This window comes from Halovenus aranensis (genome assembly GCF_900100385.1).
In the GTDB taxonomy this organism is placed as follows: Archaea; Halobacteriota; Halobacteria; order Halobacteriales; family Haloarculaceae; genus Halovenus; species Halovenus aranensis.
Genome location: NZ_FNFC01000006.1, coordinates 83,879 through 99,328 on the forward strand (window position 1 = coordinate 83,879; position 15,450 = coordinate 99,328).

18 protein-coding genes and 1 pseudogene are annotated in these 15,450 nt (G+C 56.1%); 10 read left to right on the forward strand and 9 right to left on the reverse strand.

The annotated features are described in order from the left end of the window. Positions 1-25: 25 nt before the first annotated feature. The 3 genes from BLR34_RS07525 (at position 26) to BLR34_RS07535 (ending at position 2,544) form a co-directional block, all read left to right on the forward strand. Positions 26-997 carry a phosphoadenosine phosphosulfate reductase family protein gene (locus BLR34_RS07525; protein WP_092701501.1) on the forward strand — a complete coding sequence of 324 codons (972 nt, stop codon included), beginning with the start codon at positions 26-28 and terminating at the stop codon, positions 995-997. Positions 998-1,126: 129 nt separating this feature from the next. Further along, on the forward strand, positions 1,127-1,921 hold the full coding sequence (locus BLR34_RS07530) for an arylamine N-acetyltransferase family protein (protein WP_092701822.1): 795 nt from the start codon (positions 1,127-1,129) through the stop codon (positions 1,919-1,921). A gap of 74 nt (positions 1,922-1,995) precedes the next feature. Beyond that, the gene (locus BLR34_RS07535) at positions 1,996-2,544 is read left to right on the forward strand and encodes a cupin domain-containing protein (RefSeq protein ID WP_092701824.1); all 549 of its coding nucleotides are present in this window, start codon (positions 1,996-1,998) and stop codon (positions 2,542-2,544) included. Between the two features lie 38 nt (positions 2,545-2,582). On the opposite strand, the gene BLR34_RS07540 is transcribed toward BLR34_RS07535, so the two are convergent. Continuing rightward, a complete protein-coding gene (locus BLR34_RS07540; RefSeq protein WP_092701504.1) occupies positions 2,583-3,122 on the reverse strand; it encodes a hypothetical protein in 540 nt (179 codons plus the stop codon). 420 nt (positions 3,123-3,542) lie between these two features. Further along, positions 3,543-4,610 (reverse strand): tyrosine-type recombinase/integrase, encoded by a 1,068-nt coding sequence (locus BLR34_RS07545; protein ID WP_092701507.1) that lies wholly within the window; start codon positions 4,608-4,610, stop codon positions 3,543-3,545. 144 nt (positions 4,611-4,754) lie between these two features. On the opposite strand from BLR34_RS07545, the gene BLR34_RS07550 reads away from it, so the two are divergent. From BLR34_RS07550 to BLR34_RS07565, 4 genes are all read left to right on the forward strand, one after another. Continuing rightward, the gene (locus BLR34_RS07550; protein ID WP_092701510.1) at positions 4,755-5,048 is read left to right on the forward strand and encodes a hypothetical protein; all 294 of its coding nucleotides are present in this window, start codon (positions 4,755-4,757) and stop codon (positions 5,046-5,048) included. A 330-nt stretch (positions 5,049-5,378) separates the two neighbouring features. Continuing rightward, entirely contained in the window at positions 5,379-5,696 is a 318-nt protein-coding gene (locus BLR34_RS07555) for a transcriptional regulator (protein WP_092701513.1), read from the forward strand. A gap of 297 nt (positions 5,697-5,993) precedes the next feature. Then, on the forward strand, positions 5,994-6,230 hold the full coding sequence (locus tag BLR34_RS16615; RefSeq protein ID WP_143414137.1) for a hypothetical protein: 237 nt from the start codon (positions 5,994-5,996) through the stop codon (positions 6,228-6,230). Between the two features lie 142 nt (positions 6,231-6,372). Next, a complete protein-coding gene (locus tag BLR34_RS07565; RefSeq protein ID WP_092701519.1) occupies positions 6,373-6,672 on the forward strand; it encodes a DUF8011 family protein in 300 nt (99 codons plus the stop codon). 284 nt (positions 6,673-6,956) lie between these two features. On the opposite strand, the gene BLR34_RS07570 is transcribed toward BLR34_RS07565, so the two are convergent. Together BLR34_RS07570 and BLR34_RS07575 are read right to left on the reverse strand one after the other, a co-directional pair. Then, positions 6,957-7,232 carry a hypothetical protein gene (locus BLR34_RS07570; protein ID WP_092701522.1) on the reverse strand — a complete coding sequence of 92 codons (276 nt, stop codon included), beginning with the start codon at positions 7,230-7,232 and terminating at the stop codon, positions 6,957-6,959. Between the two features lie 108 nt (positions 7,233-7,340). After that, positions 7,341-8,162: an IS5 family transposase gene (locus BLR34_RS07575; RefSeq protein WP_092701525.1), complete on the reverse strand. Its 822-nt coding sequence runs from the start codon at positions 8,160-8,162 to the stop codon at positions 7,341-7,343. Between the two features lie 330 nt (positions 8,163-8,492). Here BLR34_RS07575 and BLR34_RS17570 point away from each other — a divergent pair. From BLR34_RS17570 to BLR34_RS07585, 3 genes and pseudogenes are all read left to right on the forward strand, one after another. Continuing rightward, positions 8,493-8,561: pseudogene (locus tag BLR34_RS17570) on the forward strand (zinc-ribbon domain-containing protein); the annotation flags it as partial. Between the two features lie 171 nt (positions 8,562-8,732). Beyond that, positions 8,733-9,158: a hypothetical protein gene (locus BLR34_RS17365; RefSeq protein ID WP_245683194.1), complete on the forward strand. Its 426-nt coding sequence runs from the start codon at positions 8,733-8,735 to the stop codon at positions 9,156-9,158. Positions 9,159-9,471: 313 nt separating this feature from the next. Beyond that, the gene (locus BLR34_RS07585; protein WP_092701531.1) at positions 9,472-10,464 is read left to right on the forward strand and encodes a DNA-methyltransferase; all 993 of its coding nucleotides are present in this window, start codon (positions 9,472-9,474) and stop codon (positions 10,462-10,464) included. A gap of 5 nt (positions 10,465-10,469) precedes the next feature. Here the strand turns inward: BLR34_RS07585 and BLR34_RS07590 are convergent, their stop codons facing one another. From BLR34_RS07590 to BLR34_RS07610, 5 genes are all read right to left on the reverse strand, one after another. Beyond that, positions 10,470-11,234: a PaeR7I family type II restriction endonuclease gene (locus tag BLR34_RS07590; RefSeq protein WP_092701534.1), complete on the reverse strand. Its 765-nt coding sequence runs from the start codon at positions 11,232-11,234 to the stop codon at positions 10,470-10,472. Positions 11,235-11,330: 96 nt separating this feature from the next. After that, positions 11,331-12,284, reverse strand: a complete 954-nt coding sequence (locus BLR34_RS07595) for a hypothetical protein (protein WP_092701537.1) — start codon at positions 12,282-12,284, stop codon at positions 11,331-11,333. Then, positions 12,274-13,059 carry a DUF8125 domain-containing protein gene (locus BLR34_RS07600; RefSeq protein ID WP_092701540.1) on the reverse strand — a complete coding sequence of 262 codons (786 nt, stop codon included), beginning with the start codon at positions 13,057-13,059 and terminating at the stop codon, positions 12,274-12,276. The genes BLR34_RS07595 and BLR34_RS07600 overlap by 11 nt, the downstream gene beginning before the upstream one ends. Next, positions 13,056-13,631, reverse strand: coding sequence for a DUF8063 family protein (locus tag BLR34_RS07605; protein ID WP_092701543.1), 576 nt, complete (start codon positions 13,629-13,631; stop codon positions 13,056-13,058). The genes BLR34_RS07600 and BLR34_RS07605 overlap by 4 nt, the downstream gene beginning before the upstream one ends. Positions 13,632-13,633: 2 nt before the next feature. Further along, positions 13,634-15,445 carry an Env/VP5 family phage fusion protein gene (locus tag BLR34_RS07610; protein ID WP_092701545.1) on the reverse strand — a complete coding sequence of 604 codons (1,812 nt, stop codon included), beginning with the start codon at positions 15,443-15,445 and terminating at the stop codon, positions 13,634-13,636. Positions 15,446-15,450: the final 5 nt, after the last annotated feature.

The window sequence follows — 15,450 nt, forward strand, 5'->3', positions numbered from 1 at the left end:
GAAACACAGGAGTCGCAGTTGAGTTATGACGGCAGAATTTCCGGACTACGTCGATGTCGACTACGCCGACGGCGAAAGCGAGGAACCGACAGCATATCCGTCGCTTGAAGCGAAAATCGAGAAAGCCATCGAGGTAACCCGGCAGGGTCTCGAGGAGTACGAAAACCCGGCCGTGATGTGGACTGGCGGCAAAGACTCTACGCTCACGCTGTATTTCATCAACGAAGTCGCCGACGAGTTCGGCTACGAGAAACCGACCGCGGTGTTCATCGACCACTTCCAGCACTTCGACGAGATTACCGACTTCGTCGAACACTGGGCCGATGTGTGGGACATCGACCTCGTCTACGCGCGCAACGAGAGCGTTGGTGAGTACGTCTCCGAACAGGGCCTCGAACCCGGCGACGACATCCCTGTCGGCGCACTCGACGCCCACAATCAGCACCACGTTCGCGAGATTCTCGAATACGAAGACGAGACGTTCCCGTTCCTGCTCGACACCTACGTCGGCAACCACCTCCTCAAGACGGTCGCGCTCAACGACGCCCTCGAAGACCAGGAGATTGATGGTGTAATCTCTGGCGTTCGCTGGGACGAACAGGAGGCACGCGCCGACGAGACGTTCTTCTCGCCGCGTCACGACCCCGACACGTACCCCCCACACGACCGCGTGCACCCAATCCTGCAGTTCAAGGAAGCCGATGTCTGGGACGCCTTCTGGCACTACGTCGTCCCCGAAGAAGCAGCAGAATTCCCCGACGAGGGCTACGTCCCCCAGTCTGGCGAGGACCTGCCCGAGGGCGTCGAGTGGGAAGACGTTCCTATCTCGCCGAAATACGTCGCCGGTTTCCGGTCGCTGGGTTCTGAGGTGTCGACCGAGAAGACGACCGACGAACCCGCCTGGCTCCAGAATCTCGAAGACACGACCGAGCGCGCCGGCCGCGCACAGGACAAAGAAGACCTGATGGAGCGTCTGCGCGACCTCGGCTACATGTAGGCCGGTCGTTTCAGCTCACGTACCAAAACTCGGTTCAGAAAACACTGATACTCTCACCGCTCGTTTTCCGTGTATGCGACCGAATCACCAGTCTGTTCGGACGAGAACTGTACCAGCCACGCGACAGCGATGACGCCAGAACAGTACCTACGTCGCATCGGCCTCGACCCGTCAACTGTCGACGAACCGGGGCCAGCGCCACTTCGGCGACTCTCACACGCGCACGTCAGAGCGGTGCCGTTCGAGAATCTCGCAATCGTCGGCGACCCACACGGTGACACTGAGGGAGCCGGCGTCACGCTCTCGACGCCACAGCTGTACCAGAAAATCGTCGAGCGTGAACGCGGCGGCTACTGCTTCGAGCTCAATGGACTTTTTCACTGGCTGCTCGATGCCCTTGGCTACGAGGTCGACCGCGTGGCTGCGCGAATTACCGGCGACGGTGGTATCGAACTCCCGGCAAACCACCACGCCAACGTGGTCCATCTCGACGACCGCTACGTAGTCGATGTAGGGATGGGACTGCCGAAGATTCGACAGCCGATTCCGGTAGATGGCTCGGCAGTGACCGACGATGTCGGGGTCGAGTGGCGCGTTGTCGACTCCGAGCGTCCCGACGTGACCCACCGCGTGGCGTTTCGTTACGACGGTGACGAGGAGTGGACCGACCGCTACGTGTTCGACGAGACGCCCCGCTCGCTCTCGTATTTCGAGGCGACGAACGACTACCTCCAGCGCGCTCCCGAGTCGACGTTCACCGGGTCGCCCTCGGTCTCGGTGGGGACTGACAACGGGTTGGTCCACCTCGATTCCGAGACGCTCGTCGAGTACGTCGGTGCAGAGAAACACGAAGAGTCAGTTCCGCCCGAGGCGTGGCACGACGTGCTCACAGAGCGATTCGATATATCTTTGCCGGCGGACTGACAGCCAGCGACCCTTCGATGGGACAGCCAACGTGTTGGGACAACAACCAAGCAGACAGCAACACAGCTACAATTATGTCAGACCCAGAGAGCGATAACGCGACACTGACGCCCGAGGAGCGTGCCTTCGCACACCTCCCCGAGCAGACGATGTACAAGATTCAGACAGCACGGGCAAAGGGTGCCGACGCCGACGACGTTGCTCATCCGCCACAGACCATCCGGACAAACGAGTTCCGGTGTCTGTACTTCGAGTTGCACCCCGACGAGCAACTCGACTGGCACACCCACACGCCCGGTCTCGACGAGGTGAACCTCTGTCTCGCCGGCCGGGCAAAATACACCATGGAACGCGAGGACGGGTGCCACCAGACGCTGGTCATCGAGCCGATGGAGTTCGTCTACGTTCCCGGCGGGGCGCGGAACAAAATCGAGGTCGTCGGCGACCAAACCCACCGGTCGCTGTCGGTCGCAAGGGCTGTTTCTGTGGCGCGGCTCGAAGCACTCGAAGGGAGCGATGCAGAAGACGACGTATCCGGTGACTCCGAATCGACCGACTCGCTGTTTGTCGACCGAAAACGCGACGAAGTTGTCGCGAAAAACGACGATCTCGTCTCAGAGTAGCAGACGCTGAGAAGCTCTGTGACAGTGCGGAGCTTCGCTCACCACTCGACATGCCAGGCAAACCCCTCGTCTGGCCTAGGTGTTGTCTCCTCGAACTCCGGTGTGGCCCCTGTGCCGTATTTTCGAATCAGTCCTCTGTAGATACCTTCGACGAACGGTTTCGTGTACGGGTAGTCTTCTGTCGCACCAAGGTGTGCTGACCGACCGTTAACCTCGTACGTGTATTGGCCTGCCGGCTGGCGGCTCGCGGTATTTCTGTATACCTCGCTGCTCGTGTGCTCCTCACAAAGCAAGTCCAGTGCCTCCGCAACGGAGTTGTCCTCTTCGAAGGGCAAGGCTTTCGCCGTTTCTATCCCGCCGTTTTTCATCGTTTTCGGTCCCACGTCCGCCAAAATCGACTCGTACGTACGTTTCACGTCCTCTGCTGTGTACCATTCGTCAGGTCTGATTTCACCGGTATTCTCTTCGAACTTGCTCCGAACCTTACTCTCGAAGACTGGTGACACTTCGCCAGCTGACTCGATGAATGCCAGTATGTACTTCCCAATAACCTCTGCGTCGGGGTCGTATCCAGACATACACTGTTTGGTGCCGTCGAAGTACAATCAACCTGCTGCCTGGGCTATCCTGCTGGTTTTATAAACGGGGGGTAATATGTAACGAGCAGAAGATATTAAACAGGGATTTCCGACCTGGCAATTGACATTCTCCTCTGCCTGAAGGCGGACGAATCTCGACCGCAGTTGGGGTATTACCGTTTGGAGTCTCCCACCTCGGCCTGGGGCTGGAATGTGCTGGGAGGGCCATACAGGTAGATTCTGGGCTGTGCCAACCTGCCGGTACTCCTATCTCTACCCAAACTGGGTGCAGACTCGGGGTTACTTTCTTCGTTAGTCGAGACGGAAATTGTAGACGACTGTCCGTGCTCGTTTCAGAACGGTTGTACAGGAAGTGTAGTGGGTTCGGGCGGAGTCTTTCGCTCTGCTGTCTTGCGGTTTTCAGTTATCATTTTCAGTGTCCTCCAGAGTGAGTTTCGTCAGCTGTGGTCGACGCCGCTCCTCGAGCTCCTGGCGGCGACTCGGTTGGTCGTAATGTCGTTGAATCGTTCGAAGTGATGCGTTGACTCGTCGGGCGGTGTCCTCTGGGTCGAAGCCCTGGTCGCGGTGGAAGGTTATCGAGCCGGTGCGAATCGCGTGGGGAGACCGCGAGGATGGGCACTTTGACGACTTACTGCTCTGTGTCCAGTCGCAAGTGTCGCGCTTCCGGTCGTGGGGGCAGGGGTCGTCGGTGTGCCAGCAGGGTTGAGTAGCCTGATAAACCCAGCACCGGAGACCGTTGTGTGACGGTCGAGCCATCTTCATCCGCGTAGTGAACAGAGGTGCCCGCGAGTGTTCGTCGTGCTTGTTGTTTCGGTGTTCGGCGATGTACTCGTCTAAGGCGTCGGCGACTGCCGGGAGAATCCCCACGTCGCGTTCGCCGTTTCGCTTGTTTTTCAGGGGCGTCCCGGTCTTGGGTCGGTGTCGGAACGACAGCACGAGGTCGTCGCTGTCGTAGTCCTGGAGGTCGAGCGCACGGAGGCCACCGATTCGAGCGCCAGTGTGCCAGAGAACTTCGAGGGCCGCGTGCCACTTGGTTCCGTAGAGGCCGTTCGAGCGCTCCCGGAAGAACTGGAGCTGGGCGCGGGCGTCTTCGGTTTCGAGTTTTTCCTTACTCACGCGGTCGTCGGGGTCCGCCTGGGGAACATGGACCGCATCGGCGAGGCCGGGTTCGACCAGTTCTATATCTTCGCAGAAGTTGATGAATCGCTTGAGGAGCATCATCTGTTTTTCGAGGCTGATGGGTGAGAGGTCAGCAGCGCGGTCGTCCTGGTAGAGTTCGAAGTCGTACCCGGTCAGCATCGAGATCTGTTCGATGTCTTCCCCGTCACACCACTGCTTGAACTGGCGGAGGTCGAGCCGGTAGGTGCGGACGGTCGACTCGTTTTTGTCCCGGCGAAGTCGGCGTAGGTACTGCTGTATCGCTTCGTCGACGGTGAGGTCATCGGGAGGAGTTCGGCGTTCTGTCATTCGATGATGACTCCCTCTTTAGAGACGACAGTGACACCCGGCTGGGTGAGTTTCGAAAGGGCAACTCTACAACGCGCACACGGCGCGGTGTGTAGCCCGTCAGTGGAGCAAAACGTACAGCTCGGACGGACTGGCAGGTTACTCATGCGTACCCTCCTGGGTGGCGCGAGAGTGGCAGTCACCACAGAGGCAGGCGAGTTCGACCAGGCCGGGTTCTACTTCGGCGAGAACCCGATAGCCACAGTCGGCGTAGGGCTGTCCTCTGTAGTCAGCGTTGCACTGCGCGCAGGAGCCGCCTTCTCGCGTTCTGCCGAGGGTGCGTTCAATCACGAGCTGGGCGACGGCCGTCATTGCGGACCACTCCGCTTCGAAAGGCCGAGCATTCGGTCGCAGTTCGGGCACGGCGTGTTTCGCTGCCGGGACGCGAGGATTGCGTAGCTACTGTTGAACTCGGTATAGCCGCAGTCAGGACAGCGAAGTCGGTAGTCTGTCGCATCCGCAGTTTTTTCAGGTGCCGACGCTACTGGGGTCGTGTGGGGTTGATTCCCCACAGTGGTTCCGTCTTGCATGATTGCACTGGGGAGCCACCTTCTGGGCCGTGTTCCAGCACGGCCTGTTTCTGATGACGGAGAGCCATCAGTCAGTGGCCCGCGATTTCTATGTCACACGTGCTGTGCATAAATGTAACGGTCGGATTGATAGCTACAAAAGACACAATTACGCACGTTTGAGGCTTATTAGGTAGTAGCGCGTTTTTCTGTTAATAGAATGCGTAGATCTGGTTCGTGGCAAAGTGTCTGGGATGACCGTATTCTAGAGTGGATACGGGAAAATGACGGTCATGGGACACCAAAGAAATTGAAAGATAGTGGCCTCATCAGAGTCTCACGAGCGCACATCTCACGGCGCTGTCAAAAGCTGGCAGAGAATGGACTACTAAAACCGGTCGGTAACGGGGCTTACATCATCACTGAGGAGGGGAAGGCCTACCTCGACGAGGAGTACGACGCCGAGCGGAAGGTGTACATAGAGGAGAGCACCGGAAGCGGAGAGAATCACGCTACTGAAAGCACTAACAACGCCTGAAACATGACAATACGAAGAACCGCCCAGTGGCAGTGGTCCCTCGATGATCGTATTCTTGAACACCTCCGAGACGAGTCGTTTTCGACAGCTGCACGGATGGCAGACCTGCCAAACATTCACGCGACTGAAGCACAGGTACAGGAGCGGTGTGAGGTCCTGGCAGATGCGGACTTGGTAACGTTCGCTACGATTGATATGGACTTTGTAGAGTTGACAACGTGGGGTAAGCAGTACTTGGAAGGCGAATTGGATGTAGAAGACCATCCGAAGCCGAGACATCCAATATTTAACTAAAATATGGCCTCTACTGAAGTAGCAACTGCACTGATAACAGGCATTTCAATCGGATTTGCTGGAATTTCAATATTAGCATCGAATATTGACTTAGACAGAACCCACGTGAAAGAGGTTAGATTTGATATACCGATATGGACACTGGAAGGGACCCTATTTACCGGAATATATCTCATTTTAAACATTGCGTTTGCTTCGAGTATATACTACTTAGGCTCTGTTGAAATCCTCAGCAGGTGATATGTTCTTGGAGTCGTGCTGAATACAGGGCGCGAGTCGGTCAGCGCCATCGGCACCGTTCGCTCGGCACAGGTATGGAGATTCCAGCAACAGGTGGGCGAACGCGCAACATATTTATTCCACGCGGATAATCACACGCTCGATGCCCTCCATCATCGACCAAACGCTGTTTAGCGAGCCCTCTGGTCGTCCCCTTGGACTGGTGTTCCTCTGTGGTGCACTCCTGCTGGCCGGGCAGCAGGGGTACTACGTTATTGTGGAAGGAGCAACACCGTTCTACTCTACACTGTTTATGAGCGTCGGGATGGCCCTTTCCGGTATTGCCGAGTCTCTGCCGAAATCCCGCCGACGGGAAGCTGGTGTCCTGAGACTCACGGCGATTACCGTACTGATGAGTCTCCTCGTGATTCTCTTCTTGACACCCGACCTCATCACTGCGTGATAGACGGAAGGTCTTCGAGCCCACCGACGTTCTGAGAGCGCTGTTCTCACAGGTACCCTGCTGCATACACCCTCTGTATCTCGCACGACGCTCCTGACGGGGAATGAGTAGGTTTCTGCGGTCGTGCTGAATACACAGCGCGTCTCGGTCACCGGGCTCTCGGGCATTGGTGAGAGGATGAAGGCTCCCTATCGAGAAACTGCGGCGGCGTGCGCCGCTGCGTATCCCGGACTACAGCAGACGTTGAGCGCGTATCGGACGTAACGCGGGTCGGTTGGCGTCGCCTACGCCAGCGCGATTCCCGCCGCGACGGCGAGACTCGTCAGTGCGAGGCTGACGAGCGCGACTGTTGTCCGGCTGTGGTGTCCGTCGCGGTCGTCGGAGTCGAACCCACGACCGGTCAGAACGCCGAGGCCGACAGCAACCGCGGAGAGGCCACCGGCGAGCGCCAGCGTCGTCCAGAGTTCCAGTCCGTGCTGTGCGACTTCTCGTGTAGCCGTCCCGGCGAGAAGGACGCCGGTTGCTATCGGGGCGGCGGCTGTCGCTTTGTTGGAGGGCATCAGTCAAATATCCAACGCGCGTCTAAAAACAGTGGCGATGCCGTTCCGCGGACAGTGGTCGGTACAGGCGACCCAAGAATCGTTCAGTACAGACTAGGTATTGACTGCTCAGAGTGATCGGTCAATGTTGTGACTGAGACAAGCAATAGTGAGTTCACGGAACTGCTTCCACCATCGTCGGGAGCGAACAAACGCACCGTACTTCCGCTTGAGCGTTGAGTTGACCGCCTCGGATTGACTCCGCTGGCCGTAGAGATCAGCGTCTAAGCGCGCGTTCCATGCCTTGTGGAGCGATGTAAACTCACGATGCTTTATCAGTGGCCGAACCTCGTGTTGCCGGGCAAGTTGCCTGATCTTCTGGTCGTCGTAGCCCTTGTCACCGAGTAGAATGCCAATATCCTCGGGGTTGCGCTTGATCAACGACGGCGCAATCTGGCTATCGTGTTTTCGTGTTGTCGTCACGTGGAGATCGAGGATTGCGTTCACTTTCGTATCGACCAGCAACGTCACTTTGAGCTGCTGAATCGTGAGTTCGGCTCGTTTCGTGTAGTGTTTTGAGGCGTGACTGCGGTCGAATCCTGACGCATCAACTCCAACGACACCGCTCGTCGGAAGTAGCGTCGCTGAGAGAGTCAATATGGCACGCCAGACAGCCATATCAAGCCGGTTGAACGCCTTACAAAGCGTTGATGGCGTAGGAAGTTCAGCTAATCCGAGGGCGTGACGAATGCGCGGCATCTCGATCAGTTCGTCAAGCAGGCCACGATAGGTCGTGTCCTTCCGAACTTTGAGACACAGCAAAACAACGTGCTGGGGAAGTGTATAGCGATGTTTGGAGAACTTCGAGGAGTATCGAGAAACCGCTCGGCGTGCCAAATGGATCGCCTTCTCAGTAAATCGGAGAATCTGCGACTTCGGGAGGGCCTTCATCTCATCGAATTACACGGCGAACATGTAACTCTCTGAGGATTTCAACAGAGCCACTACTTATACCGAGCCGAATTCAATGAAGCATTGCTTCCAGTCGGCGATAGATTGATATTTGGAATAGCAGGAACTTCCACATTTCTCGGAGTCTACTTACCAATGCTTGGCATAGCTGTACTGATGCAGCGTAATGAAGGAGACAGGGAATAAAACCGGGACACAGGCTAAGTCTGTTTAGATGATGTTGTAATAGTTATCTCTCGATATACATTTTTGTTTCTGTATCCACATATAATCCCTAAACTTATTAGCCCAATCTGATACCTGTTCTGTATGGTATATTGTCCACAGTGCGGGACAGAGAACAGTGATCAAGCTAGCTATTGTGACCAATGTGGAACGGAATTGACATCTAAGGGTGGCCAACAGACTGGCGGCGCAGTCGCTGGTGGTCAACGGGCAGCGAGTAGGGGACAGCAGCGGGATAGTAGTCCGAGGAAGCGGGCTGGTACTCCTAGTGTAGGAAATTCACAGGGTCGAAGCCGCCGGAACATCTTGTTGGCTGGTGGTGGCATGGTCGCGGCTGCTGCTGGTGGTGGCTGGTACTTTTTTCTCCGAGATAGTGGTACCAGTAGCGGTGGTGACAAGGGCAAAATCGAGACAGTCATCCGGACGCAGGCTGAGGCGTTCGACAACGGCAACATTGAGCGATACATGGGAACAGTGCATCCAGAATCCCCAGTCTATGACGCATCGCGGAGACAACTCGAAACAATGTTTGAGCGATTTTCGCCTGATGTATTGACGGTTGACATCACTATTGAGTCAATTGAGATGCTTAGTGAAGAGCAGGCAGAGGCCAAAGTTGTGCAAACTACCCGAATAGACAGCGAGGGCTTTAGGGACAACCGTCTCACGCAGACATTTGATATGCGACCACATCAAGGAGAATGGCTACTCTACGACAGCACGGTCAGTGAGACTGAGTACTTGGAATAGGTTGGTTCAGTTATATAATAAGAAGCCCAGATTTAATTTTGAGCCAGCCACCGGGCTACCGCAGTGACGAGTGGCCCCGTCGCTCCGCTCGGGGCGTGCGGCCGGGCTTCCGGGTCAACCCCCCATGGCAGGGGGGTCGCTTCCGGGTCCGGGCCTTGTGGTGAATGTCGGGGCTGGCTCTGTTCTCGAGCTCTTGTAGAAATAGCAGGTACCTCTCTCCAGCGGGAGGAGGGGTAGAGAGAGTGAGATTAGAACAACAAGTGAGCCAATATAGACACAGGTTTAAAACCAAAGAGTATCCCAGTAATACGTAATGAACGAGGATTTCGATATGCGCGAGTATGTTCCGGAGAGTTGCCGTGATCTCCTCGAGAAGTCTGACCGTGACCTCAAATCTGATTTACCTGCACTTGCGCGGGATAAGGGACGAATGGGGAAAGTAGAAAAGTCGGTTCAATCGCTCCCTTCGGATCATAAACTCTATCTCGGGGATGCTCGAGACCTCTCGATGATTGAGGAGGAGAGTGTTGAACTGGTTGTCACGTCACCACCGTATTTCGATATCAAGGACTACGAGAACGGTACCGGTGGTGAAGACCAGCTGGGCGATCTCGAAGGTTACGAACAGTTCAACAGGGAGATCGATAAAGTCTGGAAGCAGTGTTACGAGAAGCTCGTTCCTGGAGGTCGAATGTGTGTGGTAGTCGGCGATGTTCTCCGTTCACGTAGTGAGTACGGGCGTCACAGAGTGTTGCCTCTCCACGCCACGATTCAGGAACACTGCACTGACCTGGGATTCGACAATCTCGCACCGATCATCTGGTATAAAATCGGGAATGCAAGTCTTGAGGCAGGCGGAAACGCTCGGTTCTTGGGGAAGCCGTACGAGCCTGGGGCAGTCATTAAAAACGATATTGAGTACATTCTGCTATTCCGCAAGCCTGGCGGGTACCGGTCACCGTCTACTGCGGAACGGATTTTGAGCCTAATCGAAGCTGACGAACACCAGAAGATGTTCCGGCAATTGTGGGACGATATCAAAGGAGAACCACAGACCGACCATCCAGCGCCGTTCCCGGCCGAGCTCGCGGAGCGATTGATACGGATGTTCTCGTTTACTGGTGATACTGTCGTTGACCCGTTCGCGGGGTCCGGATCGACAGCTGTCGGAGCCTCACGATGTGGCCGAAATTCAATCTCGGTAGAGCTCGAGGAGCAGTATTTCGAGGTCGCAAAAGAGCGAATCGAGAAAGAGCGAGGAACGCTTTCTAACTACGAAAACCTCACAATGGAAGTGTTCCAGTAGACTGGTTACTCCGCAGAATCGGACTCGTAGTCCTGAATGTCTGGTTGCTCGTAGTCCATATGACTCTGTATATGTGCAACGAGAGAAGAAAGATACCGGCTAAATGTCAGTTCAGGGTTAACCTCATTATACTTGCCCTCGATTCCTCCATCTTTCGGGGAGGTGAGGAACGCGGCCTGATCGACAAGACGTTGGCGAACCATTCGAAGACACAGCTGTTCAGTCCGGTCAATATAGGAGGCGTCTTTGAATTCATCATCAACCTCAAAGTTTGGCTCTCGTATTCGAACCGAACCTCTCGACTTTTCTGTGTCTGCCATCAGAATTAGATATCCGACCCAGGGCGTTGGTGACGGCTCAAATAGTCCCTCTTGATAGGCCTGATATAGGTCTGTATTGTTTCCTACGGCTTCCTCGATTCTGTTGTTTAGATTGTTGCCGAATGAGCTGGCGATGGACTTTAACTCCATTACGGCGAGCAATTCATCATCGACAACAACTGCGATATCCCAGCGTTTTGTTGCTCGGTAGTAGCCGGGGAGGACGGCATCGTGATCGTGGAGTACCGCATCCCGGGGGAGACCTGCATCGACAAGTGCATCTTCGATAAGGCCAGCAAGTCCGTCCATCTGTTCGCCACCAACAACCTCAGCTCGTCGGCCACGAGCCGTATTCTCTGACTTCTTTTGTGCCTCTTCTTGATCGGACAGCTTCGCCCAATAATGTGTTACTGCATCAGAAATCTCCTGCTCGAGGTCATCTATCGACATACAACGGGAATGCAATCCCTCATTGGTAGATTTACCGATTATATTTTATCACCTTACTGTGGTTTTAATAATTACGTGTCGGGCTATTCACAGAGATTATTCCCAGGACCAGGAAGCGAAGTCGTCGGGGTCTATCCAGTGTGAGGGTTTGGGCACCTCGGTCAGCTCGTATTTCTTCTCTGCGCCCTGGTCTTCGTCCATCGAGGCGTACACTTCGACGGTCTTCTTACTGGTCTTGAACAGGAACTCGGTCATCAGCGTGTCGCGCCGCAGCTCGGCGTGAATGTCGTAGCCGGAGTGACCGATGTGGACCGCATCGCAGTTGATTTTGGCGAACCGTTTCAACAGTGGCGTGTACTGGTTCGCCACTTCGTAGCTGTTCGTCCGGGCGTCCAGGTGCGTGCTGGCCTCGTCGAAAATCCAGAACACGGGCGTCTCTGGGTCGACCGCTGGGGGAGTTCCGTCCTCGCCGTCACTTTCGAACCAGTCCTCGGAGCCGAACAGGAGCTCACGGAACTCGGTCACGTCCTGGACGTGGTGGTCGAGGCACCCGATAGAGGCCGCGTTCGAGATGATGACCGGCTCGGGCGTGTCCGGGTACTTGATTTCCGCGAGTTGTTCCCACAGCTCTGCGTACAGCGTGGCGAGCGAGGATTTGCCCGTGTTCGGTGAGCCAAAGATGGCTGCCAGGTAGGGCGCGTGGTTGTTGATGAGCGAGTTCTGTATCTCAGCGAACGCTTGGGCGTCTGAAATCTCTGCGTCTTTCTCCGTGAGGCCGACCGCGAAGGCGGGAATGTCCTTGACGGAGGAGCCGACGTGTTCGCTCGCCGCTGCTCGACGGAGGTCTTCGGCGGCACGGGTGGCCTGGAGGTCCGGCGGGAGATCGCCGCCGGGCTGGTAGATGCTTTCCATGTAGGACAGCATCTCGCTGGCTGGGGAACGCGGCTCGACGATGCCAGTGTGGGGGTAGAGGTCGGTGTTGTGTGCCACTTCTCCCTGGATGTAGTCGCGGAGCTTTGCAGCTGAGTAGGCGGTATCGTTAGTGTCCATTGGTGCGGGGGTCGGGTTGGTCGGGGGTTTCGAGGTGATCTGCTTGCTGGTCGACGTTGGGTTCGGTCTGGCTTTGGTCGTCCTGGCGGTCGTCGGTTTCCGGTTGTTCAGGGGCCTCGTCGAGTTCCCAGTTCTCGATAGCGTCGTCTATCTTCTGCTGGAGGTCTTCGCCGGAGTAGACGGTTTCACTCTCGTAATCGCGGAGGAACTCCATGATGATGTCCGAGGTCGCCTGTCGGACGATGGACGACTGTTTGACTCGAATCGTGAGGCCTTCCTGGGCCATCTGTTCGAGGTCGTTTCGAATGTCGTTGATTGCAGCTCGGGACTCGACGAGTTCGAGGTCGGTAGCCGAGCCGCGCCAGGTGCCGACTGCTTCGTTTTCCTCGGGATCGTACTCGCGGGCTTGGTAGGTTGGTTCGGCAGCCTGGACGGGGTAAATCTCGTGGTCGGTCACGTCGAGGTCACGCCAGGAGGAGGCCGGGAGTTTCCAGATTGCGAGGAGGTCCTTTTCGGCGTTGAAGACGTGTAGGTGCGTGTGAGCAGGGCGGTACAGCCAGTCAACGAGGCGACGGACCCAGGGGTAGCCAATCAGTGCGGCTGTCCCGAACGCCATCACGAACAGCTTGACGTGTCGGCCAGAGGGAAGCGGCAGGTTCGGTTCAAAGAACCAGATGGCGATGAGCAACACAGCTCCGAGCGTAGCGAGTTTCCAGCGGTCACGAATCGCCACCTGCTTGAGCGAGGTCGCTTTTTCGGGTACGACGTCTTTCATAGTATCCGCTCCGGTTCGTCGTTGTCAGATGCGACTTTTCGATAGGCGAGCACTGACGTACTGAGCAAGCCAGCGAGCAAGCCAGCAGCGCCGGTTATCTGTGCCTCGGTTGCTGACCAGGGGCCAGTTATCAGATAATCGTCGTCATCTGTGAGTTTCTTCGCGCGGCCTTGCTCGAGGGACTGTTCAGTATAGAGTGCTGCCGCGGAATCATCCACGAGGTCAACGGTGAATTTGGTGCGTTCGTCGGGGAGGAGACGTGTGTTGTGGATAGCAACGTCGCCACCATCGGGGAATTGGGTGACGGTAACACGCTGGGGAGTCGGGCCATTCCAGGTGGCTTCGATGATAGCAACGTGGCCGTCCTGGTCGGTCGTGTCGAACTCGACGCTATGAATGTCGAGGTCGTAGAGTTGGGCGTACAGTTCGGTGGTGTCCTGGTCGGGGGTAGCCGTCGCGTTGGTCTCGTCGGGAGCCTGTTGTGCTGCTGCTGGTGCAGCGAAGAAAACGGAGGCGGTGACGAGGAAGACCGCAACGACCAACCACCCGACTGTGTGGGTGGATGCAGTCATGGTTACTTACGGAGGAAGTCGAGAGTGAACACTGCGGCACCGCCGACAATGACCGACTCGACAACACCCATTCCTGGTAAGGTCGGGATATTAGGTCCGAGACTGGGGAAACTGAAGTCGGGGAGGCCGATATTGATAGCACCGTTATTGGTGCTTATCGCCTCTTGGGTTTTCTTCAAGTCCTCGCGCCGCTGCTTCCATTCTTCTTCGGTCATGTAGTTGTCCGTGGTCTGTACGCTCCGGTCGTGCTCGAAGTTAAGTTCAGACACGTCGCCGCCGATTTCCTCGACCGTGAACGAACTTTTCATGAATTTCGTTTGGGCCGCGTTTTCCTCCATCGCGCTGAACAGCTTGATAGACTGGATTTCTGCTATTTGCTGGTCAAGTTGTTCGGAGAGGTCCACGTCGAAGCTCTGACCAGAGTTTTTCGGATTGCCAACCTCAGCAGGGTCGAGCGCAACCGTCTCATCATACGAGGTAGTAATCTGCATCGTCATCTGGTTGCTGAGCCAAGCCGCTACTTCGACAGAGGGAGTCCGGTTGATTGTGGCGACGCCGCCATCAATCTGTGACTGGTAGTGAGGCCAAGAGATTTCAACATTTGACGGTTTGTAGTTGATGAGCCAGTCGTAATCGACATTCGACGGGTCCACCGTATCGCCCTGTGCGACAGAAGCAGAGGTGCCGGACGACGCAAGCAACACGTCGTAGACCGTGACCGTCGCATCATGGCCAGCATCGAGAGCCGTGCTGATAGTTGCCTTGTGGTCCGTTTTGACGGGGATCCCCGACATGCGGAGGTCCGCAATCGCTCGGTTCGCTGGTTCTTCGTCGCTGATTTGCTGGGCGAGGTCGATAGAGGTGACGAGGTCGCCGGTTTCGATGTTGCCAGATGCAACCTCGTCGTAGGCGTTCGCCACCCACGTCTGGATATCTGGTTTGAGGCTGTCTGTCCACCGGTCCTCAATTGTAGACAGTTGGCCAGAGACCGACCCCGGCAGGATTTCGATAGTTTTCCCATCGGGATGTTTGAAATACCATGGAGAATGACCATTTCCCAAGATAGAGACGTTACTCAGTTGATGGGTCTTGTTGAGGGGCTTTTCCGAGACTTTCAGCTCCACCTCCTGCACATCCATGTCAGACCCATCGAGGAGTTGATAGCTCGTGCTCGCGTTGGGCCGAAAATACTCGCGGGCGTAATCACCATTTTTGTAGTATTCTGAGTCCATAACCGCAGCTTTGTCTATATCACGCTCCTCAGCGGTTTCCCAATAGTTGCGGATAGTTTCAACAGCGCCATTATTTGCTAGAATGACGTTTTGCTGAAGTTTGATAACTTCCGCGAGGGCGCGAGAGAGAGCGGCCTGTTCGACTTCATCCTTCGTTTTTTGCTTATTGATTTCTTGAATCGCCCGAGCTTTCGCATCAGCGAAAAGCCCATCAAAGACATAGTCGAGCGTACTCTCCTGGTACTTGAGATTCCGCTCCATGGACTTGCGATACCGTTTTGCATCATGGTAGGCAGACCGCTGTAGTGCCTCCTTCTCAGCCTTGTCAGAGTCGCCACTGAGCCAAGATGCAACGGCGTGCGCCGGATTGAATACCATCGGGGAGGTTGACGCCTTGCCGATTGCACCGAAAAACCCATCACCGAATCCGTCGCTGCCGCCGTCGCCGTCTGTTGGGGTCGGGGTCGAGTCCGCCGCCGCGCCCGAGCCGGTCGCGGTCGCGCCGACCGCGCAGGCTGTGAGTGTCCAGCCGGTTCCTTTCATCATAGTCCGCCGAGTCACTTTGGTGTCAGTTCCTGGCATGGAAA

Bases quoted from the DNA above. Each gene is read 5' to 3' on its own strand.
- BLR34_RS07585 (WP_092701531.1), top strand. From the start codon at position 9,472: ATGAACGAGGATTTCGATATGCGCGAGTATGTTCCGGAGAGTTGCCGT.
- BLR34_RS07570 (WP_092701522.1), bottom strand. From the start codon at position 7,232: ATGCCCTCCAACAAAGCGACAGCCGCCGCCCCGATAGCAACCGGCGTC.
- BLR34_RS07595 (WP_092701537.1), bottom strand. From the start codon at position 12,284: ATGGACACTAACGATACCGCCTACTCAGCTGCAAAGCTCCGCGACTAC.
- BLR34_RS17365 (WP_245683194.1), top strand. From the start codon at position 8,733: ATGGTCGCGGCTGCTGCTGGTGGTGGCTGGTACTTTTTTCTCCGAGAT.
- BLR34_RS07525 (WP_092701501.1), top strand. From the start codon at position 26: ATGACGGCAGAATTTCCGGACTACGTCGATGTCGACTACGCCGACGGC.
- BLR34_RS16615 (WP_143414137.1), top strand. From the start codon at position 5,994: ATGGCCTCTACTGAAGTAGCAACTGCACTGATAACAGGCATTTCAATC.
- BLR34_RS07605 (WP_092701543.1), bottom strand. From the start codon at position 13,631: ATGACTGCATCCACCCACACAGTCGGGTGGTTGGTCGTTGCGGTCTTC.
- BLR34_RS07530 (WP_092701822.1), top strand. From the start codon at position 1,127: ATGACGCCAGAACAGTACCTACGTCGCATCGGCCTCGACCCGTCAACT.
- BLR34_RS07575 (WP_092701525.1), bottom strand. From the start codon at position 8,162: ATGAAGGCCCTCCCGAAGTCGCAGATTCTCCGATTTACTGAGAAGGCG.
- BLR34_RS07610 (WP_092701545.1), bottom strand. From the start codon at position 15,445: ATGCCAGGAACTGACACCAAAGTGACTCGGCGGACTATGATGAAAGGA.
- BLR34_RS07545 (WP_092701507.1), bottom strand. From the start codon at position 4,610: ATGACAGAACGCCGAACTCCTCCCGATGACCTCACCGTCGACGAAGCG.
- BLR34_RS07550 (WP_092701510.1), top strand. From the start codon at position 4,755: ATGCGTACCCTCCTGGGTGGCGCGAGAGTGGCAGTCACCACAGAGGCA.
- BLR34_RS07590 (WP_092701534.1), bottom strand. From the start codon at position 11,234: ATGTCGATAGATGACCTCGAGCAGGAGATTTCTGATGCAGTAACACAT.
- BLR34_RS07555 (WP_092701513.1), top strand. From the start codon at position 5,379: ATGCGTAGATCTGGTTCGTGGCAAAGTGTCTGGGATGACCGTATTCTA.
- BLR34_RS07540 (WP_092701504.1), bottom strand. From the start codon at position 3,122: ATGTCTGGATACGACCCCGACGCAGAGGTTATTGGGAAGTACATACTG.
- BLR34_RS07600 (WP_092701540.1), bottom strand. From the start codon at position 13,059: ATGAAAGACGTCGTACCCGAAAAAGCGACCTCGCTCAAGCAGGTGGCG.
- BLR34_RS07535 (WP_092701824.1), top strand. From the start codon at position 1,996: ATGTCAGACCCAGAGAGCGATAACGCGACACTGACGCCCGAGGAGCGT.
- BLR34_RS07565 (WP_092701519.1), top strand. From the start codon at position 6,373: ATGCCCTCCATCATCGACCAAACGCTGTTTAGCGAGCCCTCTGGTCGT.